The organism is Streptomyces sp. NPDC049970, from assembly GCF_040660235.1.
Lineage (GTDB): Bacteria > Actinomycetota > Actinomycetes > Streptomycetales > Streptomycetaceae > Streptomyces.
In genome coordinates this window covers 96,562-116,670 of sequence record NZ_JBFALP010000003.1, presented here as the reverse complement: position 1 = coordinate 116,670, position 20,109 = coordinate 96,562, and the positions used below count along the sequence as shown (strand labels likewise).

Sequence of the window (20,109 nt, the reverse complement as noted above, 5' to 3'; positions counted from 1 at the left end):
CGTTCTCGGCCTTACTGCTTCTGCGCGAGGCGCTTGTTGAACTCCGCCTCGACCTGCTTGGCGGCCTCGGCGTTCGACTTGCCGTTCAGGACCGCCGTCATGAAGGTCTTGACCGGGTTCGGCGCGTTCTCGACCGCGGCCCACTCGGGGATCAGCGGCGTGGTGCCACCGACCTTGGCGGACGGGGCGGCGGCCTCGGCGACCGGGTTGCCGGCCAGGTTCGTGTTCAGCGACTCCTTGTTCGGGATGACGCCGTTCAGCTTGGCGAGCTGGCCCTCGAACTGGTCGGAGAGCGCGAGCTTCAGGAACTCCTTGGCGAGGTCCTGCTTCGCGCTGCCCTCGGCCACGGCGAGGTTGGAGCCGCCGAGGAAGACGCCCTCGGGCTTGTCGGCGGTCTCACCCGGGATGGTGAAGTAGCCGATCTCCTTCTCGATGGCCGGGTTGGCCGCTATCGCCGTGCCGGCCTCCCAGCCCATGCCGATGAAGGCGCCGGTCTTGCCCTTGGCGAAGACGTCGGCCTGCTGCGGGGTGGCCTCGTCCTTGTCCTTGGGGGCCTTGGAGTAGGCCTGGTACTTCTTGTACAGGTCCATCGCCTCGCCGATCTTCGGGTCGGCGAGGTTGGAGACCCACTTGTCCCCGTCCTTCTTGACGAGGTCGGCACCCTTGCCGATGGTGAGCCCGTCGAAGAAGTACCAGTTCTGGCCGGGCAGGTAGAGCGGCTCGGCCTTGCCCTTGGCCTTGATCTTGTCGAGCGCGGCGAAGAACTCGTCGCGGGTCTTGGGGGTCTCGGTGACGCCCGCCTCGGCGAAGACCGACTTGTTGTAGAGGACCACGCGGTTGGCGAAGTACCACGGGGCGGCGAACTGCTTGCCGTCCACGACCGCGGCCTCGTTCAGGTTGGCGGCCCAGTCGCCGCCGATCTCCGTCTTGAGGTCACCGAGCTCGGCGAGCCCGCCGGTCTTGGCGTACGCCGCGGTCTGGGTGTTGCCGATCTCGAAGACGTCCGGCGGGTTCTCCTCGGAGAGGGCGGTCGTCAGCTTCTGCTGGATACCGTTCCACTGCTGGACCTCGAACTTGACCTTCGCGCCGGTCTTCTTCTCGAACGCGGCGGTAAGGTCCTTCTGCCACTGCTCCGGCGTAGAGCCGTCCATGGCCCAGACGGTGAGAGTCTGTCCCTTGTAGCTGTCGGGACCGGACTTCTTGCCGCTGCTGTCGCTGCCGCCGTCGTCGGAGCCACATGCCGCCATGCTGACCATCATGCCCGCGACGCCGATCGCCGCGATGAGCTTGCGCTTCACGCCAAACCCTCCTCAGGGTGCTGCAACCCCCCGCCCACCGCGAAGACACCGACGAGTAGTACTGCTGGGGCTGGGACCTGGTCTTTAATGGTTTAGACCAGTACCGGGAGCTTGGCCTAGACCTTTAGGGGTGTCAAGGGTGTATAAGAAGTGCACTCGCGTCCGTTATAGGACCGACACCTAAGGGAGGGCGACGAGCCGTGACCGGACCGTGCCACCATGTGAGCCGCGACAGACGGAGGAGCCGGTGACGGCAGCAACGCAGCAGTCGGGAAGGCGGGCCATGGGTGCCGACGGGGGCAACAGTACGAGCGAGACCGGTGCGGGCACGCGTACGGCGCGCGTCCCGAAGTACTACCGGCTCAAGCGCCATCTCCTCGACATGACGGACACCATGCCGCCCGGCACCCCCGTGCCGCCCGAGAGGACGCTCGCCGCCGAGTTCGACACCTCTCGCACCACCGTCCGCCAGGCCCTCCAGGAGCTGGTCGTCGAGGGCCGGCTGGAGCGCATCCAGGGCAAGGGCACCTTCGTCGCCAAACCGAAGGTCTCCCAGGCCCTGCAACTCACCTCGTACACCGAGGACATGCGCGCGCAGGGCCTCGAACCGGCCTCCCAGCTGCTGGACATCGGCTACGTCACGGCGGACGACACGCTCGCCGGACTGCTGGACATCACAGCGGGCGGCCGGGTGCTCCGGATCGAGCGGCTCAGGCTCGCAAGCGGCGAGCCGATGGCCATCGAGACCACGCACCTCTCGGCCAAGCGCTTTCCCGCGCTGCGCCGTTCGCTGGTGAAGTACACGTCCCTCTACACCGCGCTGGCCGAGGTGTACGGCGTCCGGCTCGCCGAGGCCGAGGAGACCATCGAGACCTCGCTCGCCACCCCCCGCGAGGCCGGGCTGCTGGGCACGGACGTCGGCCTGCCGATGCTCATGCTGTCCCGTCACTCGATCGACGGACACGGTGAACCGGTGGAGTGGGTGCGCTCGGTCTACCGGGGCGACAGGTACAAGTTCGTGGCCCGCCTCAAGCGACCCACCGACTGACACGGCCCCTTCCCGCAGTTCCGGTCCTCCCGCGTACGCGCGGGAGGACCGGTTCGTTCCGGACGACACCGGACCGTTGCACGACCGCAATGCGGACGGGGGGTGACGGTGGGCGGAACCCTCGCCTAGATTTCCTGCGCATCACAACAGGTGATCAGAGAGGGTACGGAGCTGCCGATGTCAGAAAATACCGAGGCGAAACCACCGACAGTGACACCCACGAGGGTGGTCATCGCGCTCTGTCTGGCCGCGCCGTTCGTGGCGATGCTCTGGGTGGGCTCCTACGCGAAGGTCGACCCGACCTTCATCGGGATCCCGTTCTTCTACTGGTACCAGATGCTCTGGGTGCTCATCTCGACCGCACTCACCATGATCGCCTACAAGCTGTGGCAGCGTGACCAGCGCTCCCGCAAGGGGGGTGCTTCCTCGTGAAGGACGGCGTGAACGGCGTCGCACTCGCCGTGTTCATCTTCTTCTTCGTCGCCGTGACCGTGGTCGGGTTCATGGCCGCGCGCTGGCGCAAGGCCGAGAACGAGGCCAGCCTCGACGAATGGGGCCTGGGCGGAAGGTCGTTCGGCACCTGGGTCACCTGGTTCCTGCTCGGCGGCGACCTGTACACCGCGTACACCTTCGTCGCGGTCCCCGCGGCGATCTACGCGGCCGGCGCGGCCGGCTTCTTCGCCGTCCCGTACACGATCCTGGTCTACCCCCTCATCTTCACCTTCCTGCCTCGCCTGTGGTCGGTGTCGCACAAGCACGGGTACGTCACCACCTCGGACTTCGTCCGCGGCCGCTTCGGCTCGAAGGGGCTCTCGCTGGCGGTCGCCGTCACCGGCATCCTCGCCACGATGCCGTACATCGCGCTTCAACTGGTCGGCATCCAGGCCGTGCTGGACGTCATGGGCGTCGGCGGCGGCGAGAACACCCACTGGTTCATCAAGGACCTGCCGCTGCTGATCGCGTTCGCCGTGCTCGCCGCGTACACGTACTCCTCCGGACTCCGGGCGCCCGCGCTCATCGCGTTCGTCAAGGACGGCCTGATCTACCTGGTCATCGCGGTAGCCATCATCTACATCCCGATCAAGCTCGGCGGCTTCGACACCATCTTCGCCAAGGCGGGCGAGGCGTTCGCCGAGACCAACGAGGCGACCGGCAAACCGCGCGGGGCGCTCGTCCCCGGGGAGATGGGGCAGTGGGGTTACGCCACGCTGGCACTGGGCTCGGCGCTGGCGCTCTTCATGTACCCGCACTCGATCACGGCGACGCTCTCCAGCCGCAGCCGTGAGGTGATCCGCCGCAACACCACGATCCTGCCGCTGTACTCGCTGATGCTGGGTCTGCTGGCGCTGCTCGGATTCATGGCGATCGCGGCCGGGATCAAGGTGGACAACGGACAGCTGGCCATCCCCCAGCTGTTCGAGAACATGTTCCCCGACTGGTTCGCGGGTGTGGCCTTCGCCGCGATCGGGATCGGCGCCCTGGTGCCGGCCGCGATCATGTCGATCGCCGCGGCGAACCTCTTCACCCGGAACATCTACAAGGACTTCCTCAAGCCGGACGCGACCCCGGCCCAGGAGACCAAGGTCTCCAAGCTGGTCTCGCTGCTGGTCAAGGTCGGCGCGCTCGCCTTCGTCCTCACCATGGACAAGACCGTGGCGATCAACTTCCAGCTGCTCGGCGGGATCTGGATCCTCCAGACCATGCCCGCACTCGTGGGCGGCCTGTTCACCCGCTGGTTCCACCGCTGGGCCCTGATCGCGGGCTGGGCGGTCGGCATGATCTACGGCACGGTGGCCGCGTACGGTGTGGCCAGCCCGACCCAGAAGCACTTCGGCGGGTCCTCGAAGGAGATCCCCGGCATCGGCGAGATCGGCTACATCGGTCTCACCGCGATCGTGCTGAACATCGTCGTCGTGGTCGTGCTGACCTTCGTCCTCAACGCGCTGAAGGCCCCGGTCGGCCTGGACGAGACCTCGCCGTCCGACTACACCGCGGACGTGGGCGACCCCGGCGTCGAGGCCGAGCTCCCGCCGGCCACGGCAGGAGCCCCGGGCGGTCACTGACCGTTCCGGCCCGGCGCGACACTACATGTGGGGGCTGCCTCAATGGGCAGCCCCCACATGTATGCTCAAGCTCGCTGTCGCCGCAGGGGAATCCGGTGCGAATCCGGAACTGTCCCGCAACGGTGTGATCGGTGTGCTTTCGTGCACCGCGGAGTCCGAAGACCTGTCGACAGTGCGTCCGGCTCGACCGAACCGGACGCCGAGACGTCCGGGCCCCGCGGAGGGCCGGTGGACGCCGTGCGCACCGAGCCGCCCCCGGGTGTCCTGGTGCACGGCTGCCCCGCTCCCGCAGGCCCTCAGCCCAGCGAGGACAGCCCCAGTGACCATCGCGCCAGCCGATCCGGTTTCAGCCACGGAATACGAAGGCCGCACGACCGACGCACCCGGGACCGCGCTGCTCCGGACCCTGACCGGTCTGACAGCCGACCTGCCCGACACCGACCCCGGACGGGTCGCCGCCGCCGCGCTGCGCGGCCGCAACGCACGGTCGGACGAGGCGGAGCTGCGCTCACTGGCCACCGAGGCCGCCGCGGGTCTGATCTCCGAGGACCCGGCATACTCCCGGCTCGCCGCCCGGCTGCTCACCCGCTCCGTCGCGGACGAGGCGGCCGGCCAGGGCGCGGTCTCCTTCTCCTCGTCGGTCGCCGTGGGGCACCGTGAGGGCCTGATCGCGGACCGTACGGCGGAGTTCGTCACGCTGCACGCGGTCGCCCTCGACGCACTGGTCGAGCAGTCGCTCGCCGACGGCGCGGACGACCGCTTCGGCTACTTCGGACTGCGCACGCTGCACAGCCGCTACCTGCTGCGCCACCCGCTCACCCGGCAGGTCATCGAGACCCCGCAGCACTTCATGCTGCGGGTGGCCGCCGGGCTGGCCGAGGACAGCTCCGAGCGCGCCCTGGAGGAAGTGGCCGCGCTCTACCGCCTGATGAGCCGGCTCGACTACCTGCCGTCCTCGCCGACCCTCTTCAACTCCGGCACCAGGCACCCGCAGATGTCCTCCTGCTACCTGCTGGACTCGCCGCTGGACGAGCTCGACTCGATCTACGACCGTTACCACCAGGTGGCCCGGCTCTCCAAGCACGCGGGCGGCATCGGCCTCTCGTACTCCCGCATCCGGGCCCGGGGTTCGCTGATCCGGGGCACCAACGGCCACTCCAACGGCATCGTGCCGTTCCTCAAGACGCTGGACGCCTCGGTCGCGGCCGTCAACCAGGGCGGTCGCCGCAAGGGTGCGGCCGCCGTGTACCTGGAGACGTGGCACGCGGACATCGAGGAGTTCCTGGAGCTCCGCGACAACACGGGCGAGGACCAGCGCCGGACGCACAACCTCAACCTCGCGCACTGGATCCCGGACGAGTTCATGCGGCGGGTCGACGCCGACACCGAGTGGTCGCTGTTCTCCCCCGCCGAGGTGCCCGAGCTGGTCGACCTGTGGGGCGACGAGTTCGACGCGGCCTACCGCGCGGCCGAAGCCAGGGGGCTCGCCCGCAGGACGATGCCGGCGCGCGAGCTCTACGGCCGCATGATGCGCACCCTCGCGCAGACCGGCCAGGGCTGGATGACGTTCAAGGACGCCTCCAACCGGACCGCGAACCAGACGGCCGAGCCCGGCCGCGTCGTGCACTCCTCGAACCTGTGCACCGAGATCCTGGAAGTCACCGACGACGGCGAGACGGCCGTCTGCAACCTCGGTTCGGTCAACCTCGGCGCGTTCGTCGCCGACGGCACCATCGACTGGGAGCGGCTGGACGCCACCGTCCGCACCGCCGTGACCTTCCTGGACCGGGTCGTCGACATCAACTTCTACCCGACCGAGCAGGCCGGCCGCTCCAACGCCCGCTGGCGTCCGGTGGGCCTGGGCGCGATGGGCCTCCAGGACGTCTTCTTCCAGCTGCGGCTGCCGTTCGACTCCCCCGAGGCGCGGGCCCTGTCGACGAAGATCTCCGAGCGCATCATGCTCGCCGCCTACGAGGCCTCCTGCGAGCTCGCGGAGCGCCCCCGAGCATCTTCGACGGGCTCCGGCACGGAGGGGACCCCCAGGGGCCCGCTGCCCGCCTGGTCCGAGACCCGCACCGCCCGCGGTGTGCTGCACCCGGACCACTACGGCACCGAGCTGAACTGGCCCGAGCGCTGGGACGCGCTGCGCGCCCGGATCGCGAGGTCCGGGATGCGCAACTCCCTGCTGCTGGCCATCGCGCCGACGGCGACGATCGCCTCGATCGCGGGTGTGTACGAGTGCATCGAGCCGCAGGTCTCCAACCTCTTCAAGCGCGAGACGCTCAGCGGCGAGTTCCTCCAGGTCAACGGCTACCTGGTGGAGGAGCTGAAGCAGCTCGGCGTGTGGGACGCCCGCACCCGCGAGGCGCTGCGCGAGGCGAGCGGCTCCGTACAGGGCTTCGCCTGGATCCCCGAGGAGGTGCGGGCGCTGTACCGCACGGCGTGGGAGATCCCCCAGCGCGGCCTGATCGACATGGCCGCCGCCCGTACGCCGTTCCTCGACCAGAGCCAGTCGCTGAACCTGTTCCTGGAGACGCCGACGATCGGCAAGCTCTCCTCGATGTACGCGTACGCCTGGAAGCAGGGGCTGAAGACGACGTACTACCTGCGCTCGCGCCCCGCCACCCGGATCGCCCGCGCGGCGTCCGGGAAGGCTGCCGCCGCGCCCATTCCCGTACAGCAGGCTTCGGCGCCCGACGCGGACGCGCTCGCCTGCTCCCTCGAAAACCCCGAATCCTGCGAGGCCTGCCAGTAATGAGCTCGAACGAGAACAAGAACCTGCTCGACCCGGGCTTCGAGCTGACGCTGCGCCCCATGCGCTACCCGGACTTCTACGAGCGCTACCGGGACGCGATCAAGAACACCTGGACGGTCGAGGAGGTCGATCTCCACTCCGACGTCGCCGACCTCGCCAAGCTCTCACCGGGCGAACAGCACATGATCGGCCGGCTGGTCGCGTTCTTCGCGACGGGTGACTCGATCGTCTCCAACAACCTCGTGCTGACGCTCTACAAGCACATCAACTCGCCCGAGGCGAGGCTGTACCTGTCGCGCCAGCTGTTCGAGGAGGCCGTGCACGTCCAGTTCTACCTGACGCTGCTCGACACCTACCTGCCCGACCCGGCGGACCGTGCGGCGGCCTTCGACGCGGTCGAGGAGATCCCCTCGATCCGCGAGAAGGCGCAGTTCTGCTTCCGGTGGATGGACTCGGTGGAGAAGATCGACCGGCTGGGGACGCGGGCCGACCGCCGTCGCTTCCTGCTGAACCTCATCTGCTTCGCGGCGTGCATCGAGGGGCTCTTCTTCTACGGCGCGTTCGCCTACGTCTACTGGTTCCGCTCGCGCGGTCTGCTGCACGGTCTCGCCACGGGCACCAACTGGGTGTTCCGCGACGAGACGATGCACATGAACTTCGCGTTCGAGGTCGTGGACACGGTCCGCAAGGAGGAGCCGGACCTCTTCGACGACGAGCTCCAGCAGCAGGTCACCGACATGCTGAGGGAGGCGGTCGAGGCGGAGCTGCAGTTCGGCCGCGATCTGTGCGGCGAGGGCCTGCCGGGGATGAACACCGAGTCGATGCGCCAGTACCTGGAGTGCGTCGCCGACCAGCGGCTGACCCGGCTGGGCTTCCCGCCGCTCTACGGCTCGGAGAACCCCTTCTCGTTCATGGAGTTGCAGGGGGTGCAGGAGCTGACGAACTTCTTCGAGCGCCGGCCCTCCGCCTACCAGGTCGCGGTGGAGGGTTCCGTCGGCTTCGACGACGACTTCTAGATCCTCGCCCAGGACCTGATGTGCGGGTGCCGTGCGGCCGTGACCGGCCGCGCGGCGCCTGCCGTCCGCGGGGGTTCCGCCTGCCTCCGCCGTTGCGCGTCCCGCAGTTCACGGTCGATCCGGCGCTCCCGTGCCAGGCCGATCAGCGCGGGCAGCAGGACGAGGGCGAAAAGTGCTGCTATGACCAGGTAGCTCAGGAATGTGTTCATGCCTCTACTGTCGCCCTCGCGAAGGGATTCGGGCAGTGGCAGGACTGTCATACAGCATCGAATTACTGCCACACTGACGTCATGCTGAAGAATGTCGCCGTTCTACTGCTCGACGAGGTCCACCCCTTCGAACTCGGCGTGCTGTGCGAGGTGTTCGGGCTCGACCGCTCCGAAGACGGCCTGCCGGTACAGGACTTCGCGGTCGTGTCGGCCGAGGGCTCCGTCCTGCAGACACATGCCGGGTTCACCATCAGCACGTCCCACGGGCTGGACCGCCTGGAGGAGGCCGACCTCGTCGCCGTACCCGCGGGGAGCCACTTCGTGGACCGGGAGTACCCGGAGGAGGCCCTGGAGGCCCTGCGCCGGGCCGTGGCGCGCGGCGCGCGCGTCCTGAGCGTCTGCTCCGGCGCGTACGTCCTCGGCGCGGCGGGGCTCCTGGACGGCCGCCGCTGCACCACCCACTGGCGGCACGCCGAGGAGCTGGCCCGCCGCTACCCGAAGGCCTGCGTGCAGCCGGACGTGCTCTACGTCGACGACGGCCCCGTCATCACGTCGGCGGGCACGGCCGCCGGGATCGACGCCGCCCTGCACCTGGTGCGCCAGGCGCACGGCCCCGCCGTCGCCAACGCCATCGCCCGCCGCATGGTGGTCCCGCCGCACCGGGACGGCGGGCAGGCGCAGTACGTAAAGCGGCCACTGCCCCGCACCCGGTGCGACACCGTCGGGGACACACTCGCGTGGATGGAGCACCACCTCGACGAGGAGATGACCGTGGAGCAGCTGGCGGCGCAGACCCACATGTCGCCCCGCACCTTCGCCCGCCGCTTCCAGCAGGAGACCGGCACCACGCCGTACCGCTGGCTGCTCGGACAGCGCGTGCTGCTGGCACAGCACCTGCTGGAGACCTCGGACGAGACCATGGACACGATCGCGGGACGGGCGGGCTTCGGGACCGCGGCGGCGCTGCGCCATCAGTTCGTACGCTCGCTGGGTACGACGCCGAACGCGTACCGCCGGACCTTCCGGGGGCCGGACGTGCTGGCCGAGGCCTCCTGAGCGGCCGGCCCCCGGAACGCCGTCAGATGCCGCAGCCGGAGGCCGACCAGTAGTGGCTCGGTCCCTGGTTCACGTGGATGTGATCGCTGTGGCCGGGGTAGCCCGGGCCGAGGATGCCGTTGAAGCCGTGGTTGCGGGCCTGCTGGGCGATGGTGCACAGCGAGTGCGGCCCTGAACCGAGGTCGACGGCGTCGCCGTAGAGGTGCCGGCTGTTCGTGGCTCCGCCGACCGCCGAGTTGCAGGGGGTGGAGCGGAAGCCGCTGGTGACCCGGATGGACTGGTCACCGAGGGCGTGCCGCAGCGCCTCCAGCTTCCACATGCTGCTGAGGGCGTTGGCCTTGGCCGTGCCCGCGGCCACCGCGCCGCCCGCCCAGGTGCTGTTGCACTTGTTGAGCTCGGGGTAGGTGAAGTGGATCGGCGTGCAGTCGTCGTCCTGCAGCGCGTAGATCTTCGACTGCGTGGCCGCGCCGGCGACACCGTCCGCGGCGAGCCCGTAGGCGGACTGGAAGCGCTTGACGGCGGCCGTGGTGGCCGGGCCGTACGAGCCGTCGATGGCCAGGACGGAGTTGTATCCCGGGTAGCCGGAAACCCGGATCTGGAGCTGGGTGACGTCGGCGCCGGTGGCACCGGGCGACAGGGTGCGGGTCCAGGTGTAACAGCCGTCGGCCTGCGCGGTGCCCGCGGTGACGACGGCCCCGCCGACTGCGAAAGCCATGGTCATGACAAGGCCGAGCAACAGATGTGCGGTACGTCTGATCATGGGGGGTCTCCCTGCACGATGAGGTGTAGACGTCGGGTGCACGGGTGAGCCTGTCGGACGGGTCGACGCGCGTCAACTACGCACCGGGGAAGACTGGTTGGAGACCCAGTCGATCGCCGCGACGCCCCGTTCGCACGCCCCCGGCACGCCGGAGGGGCCCCGCCCGCGGCGAGGCCCCTCCGGCGGAGACGCGGGATCAGTCGTTGGGGACGACCTCGTAGCGGGGGGTCCCCTCCGCCATCTGCTTGAGCGCGTCCTTGCGCTCCCGCTTCGAGAGCCGGTCGATGTACAGGTAGCCGTACAGGTGGTCCGTCTCGTGCTGGAGGCACCGCGCGAAGTACCCGCTGCCGCGCACCTTCACGGCGTTGCCACGGGCGTCCTGACCGCGCACGACCGCGTAGTCGGGGCGCGCGAGTCCGGCGTACGCCGTCGGGACGGAGAGGCAGCCCTCGTTGGAGTCGTCGAGAATCCGCTGCTCCGGTGCCAGGTCCTCCAGCACCGGGTTGCAGATCGCACCGACGTGCCGCACACCGTCGTCGTCCATGCAGTCGTAGACGAAGACCTTGCGGTCCACACCGATCTGGTTGGCGGCCAGCCCCACGCCCTCGGCCGTCCGCTGGCTCGCGAACATGTCGTCGATCAGCCGCGCGAGCTCGTCGTCGAACTCCGTGACGTCGCTGCACTCCTTGTGCAGCACCGGGTTGCCCACGACCGTGATCGGACGGGAGGTGCCGCGCTCGCGGTACGCCGCCTCACGCGCCTCGCAGTCCTCGGTGTCCACGAGGAAGCCCTCGTCGTCCACACCGGTCCGCTCGTCCGTCTCCTGCTGCGACATGTCCGCCGTACGCCTTCCTGCAAACCTGAAACCCGTGAGTACCGCACCGGAATCGGTGCGCGTACAGCCTACGGGCACCGCTCAGCAGACTTCTTCCAGATCCCGCCATTCGCGACTGTCCGGGCTGTCCGCCACCCAGCCGTCCAGCAGCCCTCGCACCAGCCCGGCCGGCGCCGCTATCCCGCATTCGCGCTCCGCGACCCACAGCTCACCGGCGGTGCGGTGCCCCAGCGGGCCGGGATGGCCCGGCTCGCTGTGGTCGTGGGGATCCACGTGTTCGCCGTCGCCCTCGTCGCTCTCCATCCGGCTCTCCGAACAGGCGCGGCAGAGCAGCCGCACGGAGGACGACCAGTCCTCGGCGGCGAAGCCGGCGTCGGAGGCGAGCTGCTCCAGCGCGTCCCGGTCCGTCTCAGTGGCGGCCTCCAGGAGCACCACCCAGGTGGGGACGGGCGAGGGCGCCCACAGCTCGATCTCGTCGAAGACCGGGTAGGACGGCCCGGCCGCCGTGACCCGCTCGCCGTTCGGCACGCCGTCGTGCAGCACGACCTCGCCCCAGCGCCGCCCCGAGGACGGCAGGGGGATCGACAGGACCTCCAGCCGTGCCGGGTCGAGCCGGCGGCCCCACACGACCTCGGCCTCGCCCTCGGGCGAGAGCCGCACGGCGGCGCTGCCCAGCTCCATGTCCGTGGGCTCGCTGTTCGCCGCCGCGTTGTACTGGCCGCTGCCCGGCACCTTGAGGCCGTAGGCCTGCCAGGCCCGGCGCGCCAGCGGCCAGTCCTGGAGTGCGGTGGCGGCGATCCCGACGTTCCACCAGTCGGGAGCGCCGGACTCCCGGTCCAGCAGGGCCACCGCCCGCAGCCCCGCCGCCCTCGCCTGCTCCCAGTCGTGCCGGAACTTGTGCAGCAGCGCCAGATTGAACCAGGACTCGGCGAGCCAGGGCTCCAGGTCCGCCGCGCGCGTCAGCAGCGCCCCCGCGTCCTCGTACCGGCCGTCGCCGATCAGCGTGAACGCGCGGTCCGTGGCCTGCCGCCAAGAGGCGGACGGCCGATGCCGTACCTTCCCGAAGATCCTCACGATTCCCGCCTGTCCCGACTGGACACCCTCGTCTGCCACTCTCTTCGCATCCAACCATGCCGGGGCGGGCGCTCGCTCATTACCCGTGGGTTACCCGGCCCGTACCGGCAGCGGGCCGCCCCGCGCCAGGACCCTGGCCAGCGCTTCCACCACCTGTGGCTGGTAGTCGCGGCCGGTGCCGAGCCGCAGCTGCTCCAGCGCCTGCAGGGACCCCTTGCCGCCTTCCCCGCACAGGTCGTCGTACGCGTTGACCGCACGGACGATCCTGGCGGCGGTCCGCTGTTCCCGGTACGGATCCGCCTGCCGCTCCACCACCACGGCCACCGCGGGATCCACCCCGGTCTGCCGCACCACCGCCCCGCCGAGCAGTGCGATACGGCGCTGCTGGGACACCGGGAGCCCGGCGGTGGCCCCGTGCGGCACCGGATCGACGAGCGCCAGCTGACCGATGTCGTGCATGAGCGCCGCGTACTCCAGGACGGTCAGCTCGGGGCCGCCGAGCCCCAGCTCCCGCCCCACGGCCGTCGAGAGGTCGGCGACCCTGCGGGCATGGCCGTGCGGGGTGTAGCCCGCGATCTCCGTGGACCGGGCCAGCGAGGCGATGGTCTGCCGGTAGGTCGTACGGACGGCGGCGTACCGGCGGAACGACACCTGGGTGAGCAGCAGCGGGACGCAGAGCACGGGCAGCGCCCACAGCCCGGCGACGGCGACCCCGAGGGCCATCACCGCACCGGTGGCGCAGACGGCCGAGCCGATGCCGCTGAGCGCGCGGAGCTCGTCGCGGAGCCGCGGCCCGTACGGCCGGTCGGTGCCCGCCGTGAGGGCCGCGAGGACCGCGTCGCACAGGGCGGTGAGGAGCAGCAGCAGGAGAAGGAGGAGGGCGACGTACGGTCCCTCACCGAGCCAGCGCTCGGACAGGCCCGAATGGTGGAGCGGCTGGAAGCACACGGCGGCGAACGCCGCGGTCAGGACCCGGCGGGCTGCCTGGTCCGGCCCGGGGCCGCTGCCGCGCGCCAGGTGGGGCACGGAGGCGAGCAGCTGTGCGGCGACGACGACGGTGACCACCTGGAGGGCGCCGTGCGTCGTGGTCTGCCCGGCGCTCTGCCCGAGCAGGGCGTACGCCAGCGCCCCGGCCGCTCCCAGCGGCGCGGGCTCGCGCTCTCCCGGCAGCGCTCCCCAGCGGGCCAGCTCGCCGACGGCGACCAGCAGTCCGAAGGCGAGCGCGTGGCCGGGCTGGGCGACCCCGTTCCACAGGGTGTGCCCGAGCGCGACGGCGGCGAGGAGCAGCGCGGCCCCCCGGACCACGCGGGCGGCCGGCTGCCCCCGGCGGTCCGGGCTCACAGCCGGCTCTCCGGTGCCCCGGCGGGCGGCCGGTCCCCCGGCCGCTTCTGCCTCGGCAGCCCCGCCGGCTCCTCGTCGGCCGTGACGGTGTTGGCCGCCGCGGACCAGCCGTGGCGGTCGAGTGCGTGTGCCAGGGCCCGCACCATGCGCGGGTCGAACTGGCTTCCGGCGCAGCGCCGCAGCTCGTCGACGGCCGCGGGGACGGGCCGTCCGCGACGGTAGGAACGGGTCGAGGTCATCGCGTCGAAGGCGTCCGCGACGGCGACGACCCGGGCGAACTCGGGGATCTCGTCGCCGGTCAGGCCGTACGGATAGCCGCTGCCGTCCAGCCGCTCGTGGTGGTGCAGGATCGCCGCGCGCGCCTCGTCCAGGAAGCCGATGCCCCGTACGATCTCGTGCCCGTACTCGGGGTGCAGCTCGATGACCCGGCGCTCCTCGGGCGTGAGCGGCCCGTCCTTGCGCAGGACCCGGGTGGGGACGCCGAGCTTGCCGACGTCGTGCAGGATGCCCGCGAAGCGCAGGGCCTCCATCCGGCTCTCCTCCATGCCGAGTTCACGGGCGATGAGCTCGGAGGCACGGCCCACCCGCTCGCTGTGCCCTCGGGTGTACCTGTCCTTGATGTCGACCGCCTGGACGAGCGCCCTGATGGTGGCGCGGTGAGCGGCGTGCTGGCGGTGGTACTGCGCGAACACCCAGCAGGAGATGTACATCGGCAGCAGGACGACCAGCGCGGACAGCGGCCCGTACGAACTGCGCCACAGGACGGCCATCATCAGCCCGGCCAGCGCGTGCACCAGGTGGGGGGCGACCGAGCGGGCCGGCAGCCCGCGCCAGGCGTGTCCGACCGCCACGCGCTCGGCGGTGACGAGGATGCCGCCGTCCAGCGCGGCCAGTACGAGGCTGAAGACGAGCGCCGTCGCGCAGGCGGGGAGCAGGGCGTACGGGAGGTCGGGAACGGCGGCGTCCACCGCGCCTCCGAGGGTGGCGGGCCCGCCCAGGAAGGCGTAGGTCCACGAGGCCGCCCCCACGGTCAGGGCGAGTTGCGCGGCGCGCCAGACCCGGCGGGCCGCGGCGGGGGGCCGGTCGACCCGGCCCACAAGGGAGCCGGGTACGGCGACGAGGACGGCGGCCGAGGGCGGCAGCAGGAAGGCCGCGGCCAGCAGCAGCGGAAAGAACGATCCGGCACCCGCGGGCAGCCAGCTGCCGATCATCGGGACACGCCCCGCGAGCTCACAGGCCAGGTAGAGCGCGGCGAGGAGGGCGAGTGTGCCCCACGGGGTCGCGGCGCCGGGCGACAGCGTGTGCGACCCCCAGGCCGCGGCGCAGACGGCCACGCACAGGATGTGGACGCGCGCGGCCCCCGGTGTGCCCCTCACCCGTAACGCCCGCCCCCAGCCTGGTCGATGGAGGCGCCAGGCTAGCGAGTTGGACCCGGTGGAGGGCCGGAACGGGCCTGATTAGCACATTCGGGTGACAACGACCGGACAGCCGTGCTCAGCGCGAGAGGGCGTCGCGAGGGTCGTGGCCCGTCACTCCGCGGCGGCGGCCGGGCGGTCGGAACCACCGGCGCCGGCAGTCGACCGGTCGCCGCCGCCGACGGTCACGTCCTGTTCGGGAACGGCCTGCCCCGAACGGATGAGGTCGATCCGCCCCATCACCTTCGAGCGCAGGTCGGCGGGGACGTCGTCCTGCCCGCAGCAGCGCTTGACCAGCTTCTTCACGGCCTGCTCCAGGCCGTACTTCTCGAGGCACGGGGAGCACTCCTCGAAGTGCACCTCGAACTTGGTGCAGTCGCCCTCGGGCATCTCATGGTCGAGGAACTCGTAGAGATGATCGAGAACCTCTGAGCAATCCGTCTCGTGCGGCTCTCCGCAGCTCATGAGGCCGAGCCTTTCGTTTCGTCCGACTCACCGGCACCGGCCGGGACGAGTCCGCGCTCACGCGCGTAGTCCTCCAGCATGCCGCGCAGTTGACGGCGTCCCCGGTGCAGCCGGGACATCACCGTACCGATGGGGGTCCCCATGATGTCCGCGATCTCCTTGTACGCAAAGCCCTCGACGTCGGCGAGGTACACGGCGATCCGGAACTCCTCGGGGATCGCCTGCAGCGCCGACTTCACGTCGGAGTCGGGCAGGTGGTCGAGCGCCTGCGACTCCGCCGAGCGCAGACCGGTCGACATGTGCGACTCCGCACGCGCCAGCTGCCAGTCCTCGATCTCCTCGGCCGCGCTCCGCTGGGGTTCGCGCTGCTTCTTGCGGTACGAGTTGATGAAGGTGTTCGTGAGGATGCGGTACATCCACGCCTTGAGGTTCGTGCCCTCACGGAACTGGTGGAAGGAGCCGTACGCCTTCGCGTAGGTCTCCTGGACCAGGTCCTCGGCATCCGCCGGGTTGCGCGTCATGCGCAGCGCCGCGGAGTACATCTGGTCGAGATATCCGAGGGCGTCCCGCTCGAAGCGCGCGTTGCGCTCGGCGGTCGTCTCCTGCGCACGGCCGTCGTCGGTCCCTGTGTCGGTCCCTGTGACCGGACCCACCTCCTCCAACGATGTGGCGGGGCCGAGACCGGACCCACTCGCCTCGGAGAATAGTCGACCTTGCTGCTGAGCGGGCTGTCGCTCCGCCGCGCCCGGCTCACGCCCGGACGTGCTCCTGGCCGCGCGAAGCACCGTCCACTCGAGTTCGGCGGCGTTCGAGCGGCTCGGGCAGATGGTCGAACCCATGCGACGGACCCCTTCTCCACGTACGACGTTGTTGTACCGACACCAGCCACAACAGCCGCCCCGCATCCCGCATTCCCGGGGTCCGCGCGGGTGGCCGGAAGGACGCGGACCGAGGGGGACGGGCCTCAGCGCAGCCCTTCCAGCCACTCGGCCACCGCGCCGGTGAGCAGGTCCATCGCCCGGTCCTGGGTCAGCGGCGCCCTCTTCAGGACGGCGAAGCCGTGATCCGCGTACGGCACCTCGACGAGCCGGTGGTCCCCCGCCGGGAACTCCTCGGGGCGGCCGAACGGGTCACGGCCGCCCTGCACCACGAGGGTGGGTACACCCGCGCCGAGCAGTTCGTCCGCGCGGGACCTCTCCGGCTTCCCGGTGGGTCCTCCCCTGCTCGAACCGGGTCGAGAGCTCGGGGAAGGAGGGTGCAGCGGAAAGCTCAGCGCGAGCACGGCGCGGGCACCCAGGCCGGTCGCCGTGCGGCAGGCCACCCGGGCCCCCGCGCTGCGGCCCCCCGCGACGACGGGCAGCCGGGGCGCCGTCAGCGCGGGCCACAGGCCGCGCCATCCGGTGTCCAGGGTGCGGGGGGCCGGCGCGAGCTTCTTCCCGGCCACCCTCCACGGCTGCTCGACCAGGGCCACGGTCACCCCGCGGTCCGGAAGCACGCCGGCGAGGGCCTGGAGGTCGCGGGCCTCGACACCGCCACCGGCTCCGTGACCGACGGCGAGCACGAGACGCGCCTCCTTCGCCGGGAGCCAGGTGATCCTCGCCTCCCCGGCGTCCGTCGCGACGGTCTCTGTCCTCTTGGCTGTCCCTGCGGTACGGCTCACGGAGGCCATCCTGCCGGTTCAGAAGAGCGTGGCCACCTCAGGCGCGGCCAGCTCGTCCAGCAGTTCCGCGCCGTTGTTACGGACGTTGCTGACGGCGGTGGCCACCGGATAGGCGCGCATCAGCCCGCCGGGCGGCGGCTCCAGCAGCGCCCTCAGCTCCTCGACATCGGTGTGCGACGGGTCGAGCCAGTCGTCCCAGCGGTCGGGCGTGAGTATCAGCGGCATCCGGGGGTGGATGTCGGAGAGCGAGGCCGGGCCGTCGGCGGGGGCCACCGCGAGCGGCGCCGTCTCCGCCTCGGTGGTGATCACCGAGCAGGTCACCCACCAGGCCTGCGGATGGTCGTCGGGCAGCGTCCGGTCGCGCCAGAACTCGTACAGGCCGGCCATGGCGAACACGGAGCCGTCGGCGGGCGTCACGAAGTAGGGCTGCTTACGGGGGCGCTTCTTCCGCCCCTTCTCCTCCAACTGCCGCTCGTCCGCGCCCGTGACCCACTCGTAGTAGCCGTCGGCCGGGAGGATGCACCGTCTCGAAACGAAGGGGCGGCGGAAGGACGGCTTCTCGTGGACGGTCTCCGCGCGGGCGTTGATCATGCGCGCGCCGCCCTCCGGCGTCTTCGACCAGGACGGCACCAGCCCCCACTTCAGGGTGCGCAACTGGCGAACCGGCCGCTGGTCGTCCGCGTCCTTCACAGGACGGTCGAGGACCGCGTAGACCTCCTTGGTCGGCGCGACGTTCCAGTCGGGCTCCAGGGCCTCGGCCGGTTCCCACTTCTCGACACCGAAGAGCCCGGTCAGGTCCTCGGGCCGCCGACTCGCTGCATACCGTCCGCACATAAGTGCCAGACTGCCACGACCCGCCGGTCGGGTGGACGTGAATCCCTCGAGCATCCAAGGAGCCGCCCGCACATGGACAGCACCGAACTGGGCGATCTGTGGGATCGCGTCTTCGGCACCCAGTCCGCCCCCGAGCAGTGGCTGGTGGTCGTCACGGCCACCGTGGCGCTCGTCGCCGTGGTGCCCAACCTCCTGTGGAGGCTCTCCCGCAACGCGATCACCATCGCGCACGAGGGCGGCCACGGACTGGTCGCCCTGCTCACCGGGCGTCAGCTCTCCGGCATCCGTCTCCACTCGGACACCAGCGGGCTGACCGTCAGCCGCGGCAAGCCCACCGGCATCGGCATGATCCTCACCGCGGCGGCCGGATACACCGCGCCACCGCTGCTCGGTCTGGGCGGCGCGTGGCTGCTGGCCAACGGCCGGATCACCCTGCTCCTCTGGCTGGCGACCGCGCTCCTGGCCGTGATGCTGGTCATGATCCGCAATCTGTACGGGGCCCTGACGGTCATCCTCACGGGTACGGCCTTCCTGCTGGTGTCCTGGCTGACCTCGGCCGACGTCCAGGCGGCGTTCGCGTACACCGTGGTGTGGTTCCTGCTGCTCGGCGGCGTACGCCCGGCGTTCGAGCTGCAGTCCAAGCGCCGGCACGGCGGTGCTCCCGACTCCGACGCGGACCAGCTGGCCCGGCTGACACACGCACCGGCCGCGATCTGGCTGTTCCTCTTCCACGCGGTGTCGCTGTGCTCGCTGATCGGAGGCGGGCGCTGGCTGCTCGTCCTGTGAGGGCCCAGGAAGCCTCCGGCTGGGCACAGGCCCCGTACCATCCTTGTATTACGCCCCGGTTTCACGGCTTTTGATCAGGATCTGGTTTCTCGGTGAGCCACTAAAGTGAGGTCCATGACCGAAAGTGCCGTGCACCCTGCTCTCTGGCCCGCCCCCCGTGCGACCGGGGCCGTCGACGCGACCGTCACCGTGCCCGGATCGAAGTCGGTCACCAACCGCGCCCTGGTGCTCGCCTCGCTGTCCTCGGAACCCGGCTGGCTGCGCCGCCCGCTGCGGTCCCGCGACACCCTGCTGATGGCACAGGCACTGCGCGCGATGGGCGTCGGGATCGAGGAGGGTGTGGGCCCCGACGGCTCCGGCGAGGCCTGGCGCGTCATCCCGGCCGGCCTGCACGGCCCGGCCCGGGTGGACGTCGGCAACGCGGGCACGGTCATGCGCTTCCTTCCGCCGGTGGCCTGCCTCGCGGACGGACCCGTGCACTTCGACGGTGACCCCCGTTCCTACGAGCGCCCCCTGCACGGCGTGATCGACGCCCTGAAGGCGCTGGGCGCACGGATCGACGACGACGGCCGGGGCACGCTGCCGCTGACCGTGCACGGCGCGGGAGCGCTGGACGGCGGACCGGTGTCGATCGACGCCTCCTCGTCCTCCCAGTTCGTATCCGCGCTGCTGCTGTCCGCGCCCCGCTTCAACCAGGGGGTCGAGGTGCGCCACACCGGCTCGGCACTGCCCTCCATGCCACACATCCGGATGACCGTCGACATGCTGCGCTCGGTCGGCGCGCAGGTCGACGAGCCCGAGTCGGGCGGCGAGCCCGACGTCTGGCGGGTCTCGCCCTCCGCGCTGCTGGGCCGTGATCTGACCGTGGAGCCCGACCTCTCCAACGCACAGCCCTTCCTGGCCGCCGCACTGGTGACCGGTGGCCGCGTCACCGTCCCCGACTGGCCGCTGCGCACCACTCAGCCGGGTGACGCGCTGCGCGAGATCTTCACCGCGATGGGTGGCGTCTGCGAGCTGACCGAGCGCGGTCTCACCTTCACCGGCACGGGCTCGGTCCACGGCATCGACGTCGACCTGAGCGAGGTCGGCGAGCTGACGCCGGGCATCGCCGCCCTCGCCGCCCTCGCGGACTCCCCGTCCACGCTGAGCGGGGTCGCCCATCTGCGGCTGCACGAGACGGACCGGCTGGCCGCGCTCACCAAGGAGATCAACGGCCTCGGCGGTGACGTCACGGAGACGGCCGACGGACTGCGGATCAACCCGCGTCCGCTGCGGGGCGGCACCTTCCACACGTACGACGACCACAGGATGGCGACGGCCGGCGCGATCATCGGCCTCGCCGTGGCCGGGGTGGAGATCGAGAACGTCGCCACGACCGCGAAGACCCTGCCGGACTTCCCGGCGATGTGGACCGGCATGCTCGGGGAGCCCTCCGGTGCGGTCGGGGTCGCTCCCGGGGCGCTCGGCGTCTCCCCCGGAAGCCGCGGGGTCTGA

At 70.8% G+C, this 20,109-nt stretch carries 19 protein-coding genes and 1 riboswitch; of the genes, 8 read left to right on the top strand and 11 right to left on the bottom strand.

Annotated elements, in window-relative coordinates:
• Positions 1-11: 11 nt before the first annotated feature.
• Positions 12-1,298 carry an extracellular solute-binding protein gene (locus AB0I83_RS06800; protein ID WP_356534273.1) on the bottom strand — a complete coding sequence of 429 codons (1,287 nt, stop codon included), beginning with the start codon at positions 1,296-1,298 and terminating at the stop codon, positions 12-14.
• A gap of 283 nt (positions 1,299-1,581) precedes the next feature.
• Between AB0I83_RS06800 and AB0I83_RS06795 the strand changes: the two genes are divergently transcribed.
• The 5 genes from AB0I83_RS06795 (at position 1,582) to AB0I83_RS06775 (ending at position 8,180) form a co-directional block, all read left to right on the top strand.
• Positions 1,582-2,346: a GntR family transcriptional regulator gene (locus tag AB0I83_RS06795; RefSeq protein ID WP_356534322.1), complete on the top strand. Its 765-nt coding sequence runs from the start codon at positions 1,582-1,584 to the stop codon at positions 2,344-2,346.
• Between the two features lie 177 nt (positions 2,347-2,523).
• Positions 2,524-2,778: a DUF3311 domain-containing protein gene (locus AB0I83_RS06790; protein WP_356534274.1), complete on the top strand. Its 255-nt coding sequence runs from the start codon at positions 2,524-2,526 to the stop codon at positions 2,776-2,778.
• Positions 2,775-4,409 carry a monocarboxylate uptake permease MctP gene (gene mctP / locus AB0I83_RS06785; RefSeq protein ID WP_363303858.1) on the top strand — a complete coding sequence of 545 codons (1,635 nt, stop codon included), beginning with the start codon at positions 2,775-2,777 and terminating at the stop codon, positions 4,407-4,409. The genes AB0I83_RS06790 and mctP overlap by 4 nt, the downstream gene beginning before the upstream one ends.
• An 86-nt stretch (positions 4,410-4,495) precedes the next feature.
• Positions 4,496-4,573: riboswitch (cobalamin riboswitch) on the top strand.
• A gap of 155 nt (positions 4,574-4,728) precedes the next feature.
• Positions 4,729-7,164, top strand: a complete 2,436-nt coding sequence (locus AB0I83_RS06780) for a ribonucleoside-diphosphate reductase subunit alpha (protein ID WP_363303857.1) — start codon at positions 4,729-4,731, stop codon at positions 7,162-7,164.
• Entirely contained in the window at positions 7,164-8,180 is a 1,017-nt protein-coding gene (locus AB0I83_RS06775) for a ribonucleotide-diphosphate reductase subunit beta (protein WP_356534279.1), read from the top strand. The genes AB0I83_RS06780 and AB0I83_RS06775 overlap by 1 nt, the downstream gene beginning before the upstream one ends.
• Here the strand turns inward: AB0I83_RS06775 and AB0I83_RS06770 are convergent.
• Positions 8,177-8,389 (bottom strand): hypothetical protein, encoded by a 213-nt coding sequence (locus AB0I83_RS06770; protein WP_356534280.1) that lies wholly within the window; start codon positions 8,387-8,389, stop codon positions 8,177-8,179. The two genes, AB0I83_RS06775 and AB0I83_RS06770, sit on opposite strands and share 4 nt — an antisense overlap.
• Before the next feature lie 81 nt (positions 8,390-8,470).
• On the opposite strand from AB0I83_RS06770, the gene AB0I83_RS06765 reads away from it, so the two are divergent.
• Positions 8,471-9,445 (top strand): helix-turn-helix domain-containing protein, encoded by a 975-nt coding sequence (locus AB0I83_RS06765; protein WP_356534281.1) that lies wholly within the window; start codon positions 8,471-8,473, stop codon positions 9,443-9,445.
• 22 nt (positions 9,446-9,467) lie between these two features.
• Here the strand turns inward: AB0I83_RS06765 and AB0I83_RS06760 are convergent, their stop codons facing one another.
• From AB0I83_RS06760 to AB0I83_RS06720, 9 genes are all read right to left on the bottom strand, one after another.
• Complete coding sequence (locus tag AB0I83_RS06760; RefSeq protein WP_356534283.1) at positions 9,468-10,205, bottom strand: D-Ala-D-Ala carboxypeptidase family metallohydrolase; 738 nt, start codon at positions 10,203-10,205, stop codon at positions 9,468-9,470.
• Between the two features lie 196 nt (positions 10,206-10,401).
• Positions 10,402-11,040 (bottom strand): peptide deformylase, encoded by a 639-nt coding sequence (gene def, locus AB0I83_RS06755; protein ID WP_356841422.1) that lies wholly within the window; start codon positions 11,038-11,040, stop codon positions 10,402-10,404.
• Between the two features lie 81 nt (positions 11,041-11,121).
• Positions 11,122-12,114: a hypothetical protein gene (locus tag AB0I83_RS06750; RefSeq protein WP_356534287.1), complete on the bottom strand. Its 993-nt coding sequence runs from the start codon at positions 12,112-12,114 to the stop codon at positions 11,122-11,124.
• Positions 12,115-12,204: 90 nt separating this feature from the next.
• On the bottom strand, positions 12,205-13,455 hold the full coding sequence (locus tag AB0I83_RS06745; RefSeq protein ID WP_363303856.1) for a metal-dependent phosphohydrolase: 1,251 nt from the start codon (positions 13,453-13,455) through the stop codon (positions 12,205-12,207).
• Positions 13,452-14,831 (bottom strand): HD-GYP domain-containing protein, encoded by a 1,380-nt coding sequence (locus AB0I83_RS06740; protein WP_356841426.1) that lies wholly within the window; start codon positions 14,829-14,831, stop codon positions 13,452-13,454. Before AB0I83_RS06740 ends, AB0I83_RS06745 begins: the two co-directional genes overlap by 4 nt.
• A gap of 153 nt (positions 14,832-14,984) precedes the next feature.
• On the bottom strand, positions 14,985-15,335 hold the full coding sequence (gene rsrA, locus AB0I83_RS06735) for a mycothiol system anti-sigma-R factor (protein WP_356841428.1): 351 nt from the start codon (positions 15,333-15,335) through the stop codon (positions 14,985-14,987).
• Positions 15,332-15,988: a sigma-70 family RNA polymerase sigma factor gene (locus AB0I83_RS06730; protein WP_356534295.1), complete on the bottom strand. Its 657-nt coding sequence runs from the start codon at positions 15,986-15,988 to the stop codon at positions 15,332-15,334. Before AB0I83_RS06730 ends, rsrA begins: the two co-directional genes overlap by 4 nt.
• A 311-nt stretch (positions 15,989-16,299) precedes the next feature.
• Entirely contained in the window at positions 16,300-16,995 is a 696-nt protein-coding gene (locus AB0I83_RS06725; RefSeq protein WP_363303855.1) for an alpha/beta family hydrolase, read from the bottom strand.
• Positions 16,996-17,013: 18 nt separating this feature from the next.
• Positions 17,014-17,829 carry an SOS response-associated peptidase gene (locus AB0I83_RS06720; RefSeq protein ID WP_363303854.1) on the bottom strand — a complete coding sequence of 272 codons (816 nt, stop codon included), beginning with the start codon at positions 17,827-17,829 and terminating at the stop codon, positions 17,014-17,016.
• Positions 17,830-17,901: 72 nt separating this feature from the next.
• Between AB0I83_RS06720 and AB0I83_RS06715 the strand changes: the two genes are divergently transcribed.
• Both AB0I83_RS06715 and aroA read left to right on the top strand, forming a co-directional pair.
• Positions 17,902-18,615: a M50 family metallopeptidase gene (locus AB0I83_RS06715; RefSeq protein ID WP_363303853.1), complete on the top strand. Its 714-nt coding sequence runs from the start codon at positions 17,902-17,904 to the stop codon at positions 18,613-18,615.
• 114 nt (positions 18,616-18,729) lie between these two features.
• The gene (gene aroA / locus AB0I83_RS06710) at positions 18,730-20,109 is read left to right on the top strand and encodes a 3-phosphoshikimate 1-carboxyvinyltransferase (protein ID WP_356534300.1); all 1,380 of its coding nucleotides are present in this window, start codon (positions 18,730-18,732) and stop codon (positions 20,107-20,109) included.

Coding starts and splice junctions, on each gene's coding strand:
- rsrA (WP_356841428.1), bottom strand. CDS start 15,335: ATGAGCTGCGGAGAGCCGCACGAGACGGATTGCTCAGAGGTTCTCGAT.
- AB0I83_RS06770 (WP_356534280.1), bottom strand. CDS start 8,389: ATGAACACATTCCTGAGCTACCTGGTCATAGCAGCACTTTTCGCCCTC.
- aroA (WP_356534300.1), top strand. CDS start 18,730: ATGACCGAAAGTGCCGTGCACCCTGCTCTCTGGCCCGCCCCCCGTGCG.
- AB0I83_RS06760 (WP_356534283.1), bottom strand. CDS start 10,205: ATGATCAGACGTACCGCACATCTGTTGCTCGGCCTTGTCATGACCATG.
- AB0I83_RS06795 (WP_356534322.1), top strand. CDS start 1,582: ATGGGTGCCGACGGGGGCAACAGTACGAGCGAGACCGGTGCGGGCACG.
- AB0I83_RS06775 (WP_356534279.1), top strand. CDS start 7,164: ATGAGCTCGAACGAGAACAAGAACCTGCTCGACCCGGGCTTCGAGCTG.
- AB0I83_RS06765 (WP_356534281.1), top strand. CDS start 8,471: ATGCTGAAGAATGTCGCCGTTCTACTGCTCGACGAGGTCCACCCCTTC.
- def (WP_356841422.1), bottom strand. CDS start 11,040: ATGTCGCAGCAGGAGACGGACGAGCGGACCGGTGTGGACGACGAGGGC.
- AB0I83_RS06715 (WP_363303853.1), top strand. CDS start 17,902: ATGGACAGCACCGAACTGGGCGATCTGTGGGATCGCGTCTTCGGCACC.
- AB0I83_RS06790 (WP_356534274.1), top strand. CDS start 2,524: ATGTCAGAAAATACCGAGGCGAAACCACCGACAGTGACACCCACGAGG.
- AB0I83_RS06720 (WP_363303854.1), bottom strand. CDS start 17,829: ATGTGCGGACGGTATGCAGCGAGTCGGCGGCCCGAGGACCTGACCGGG.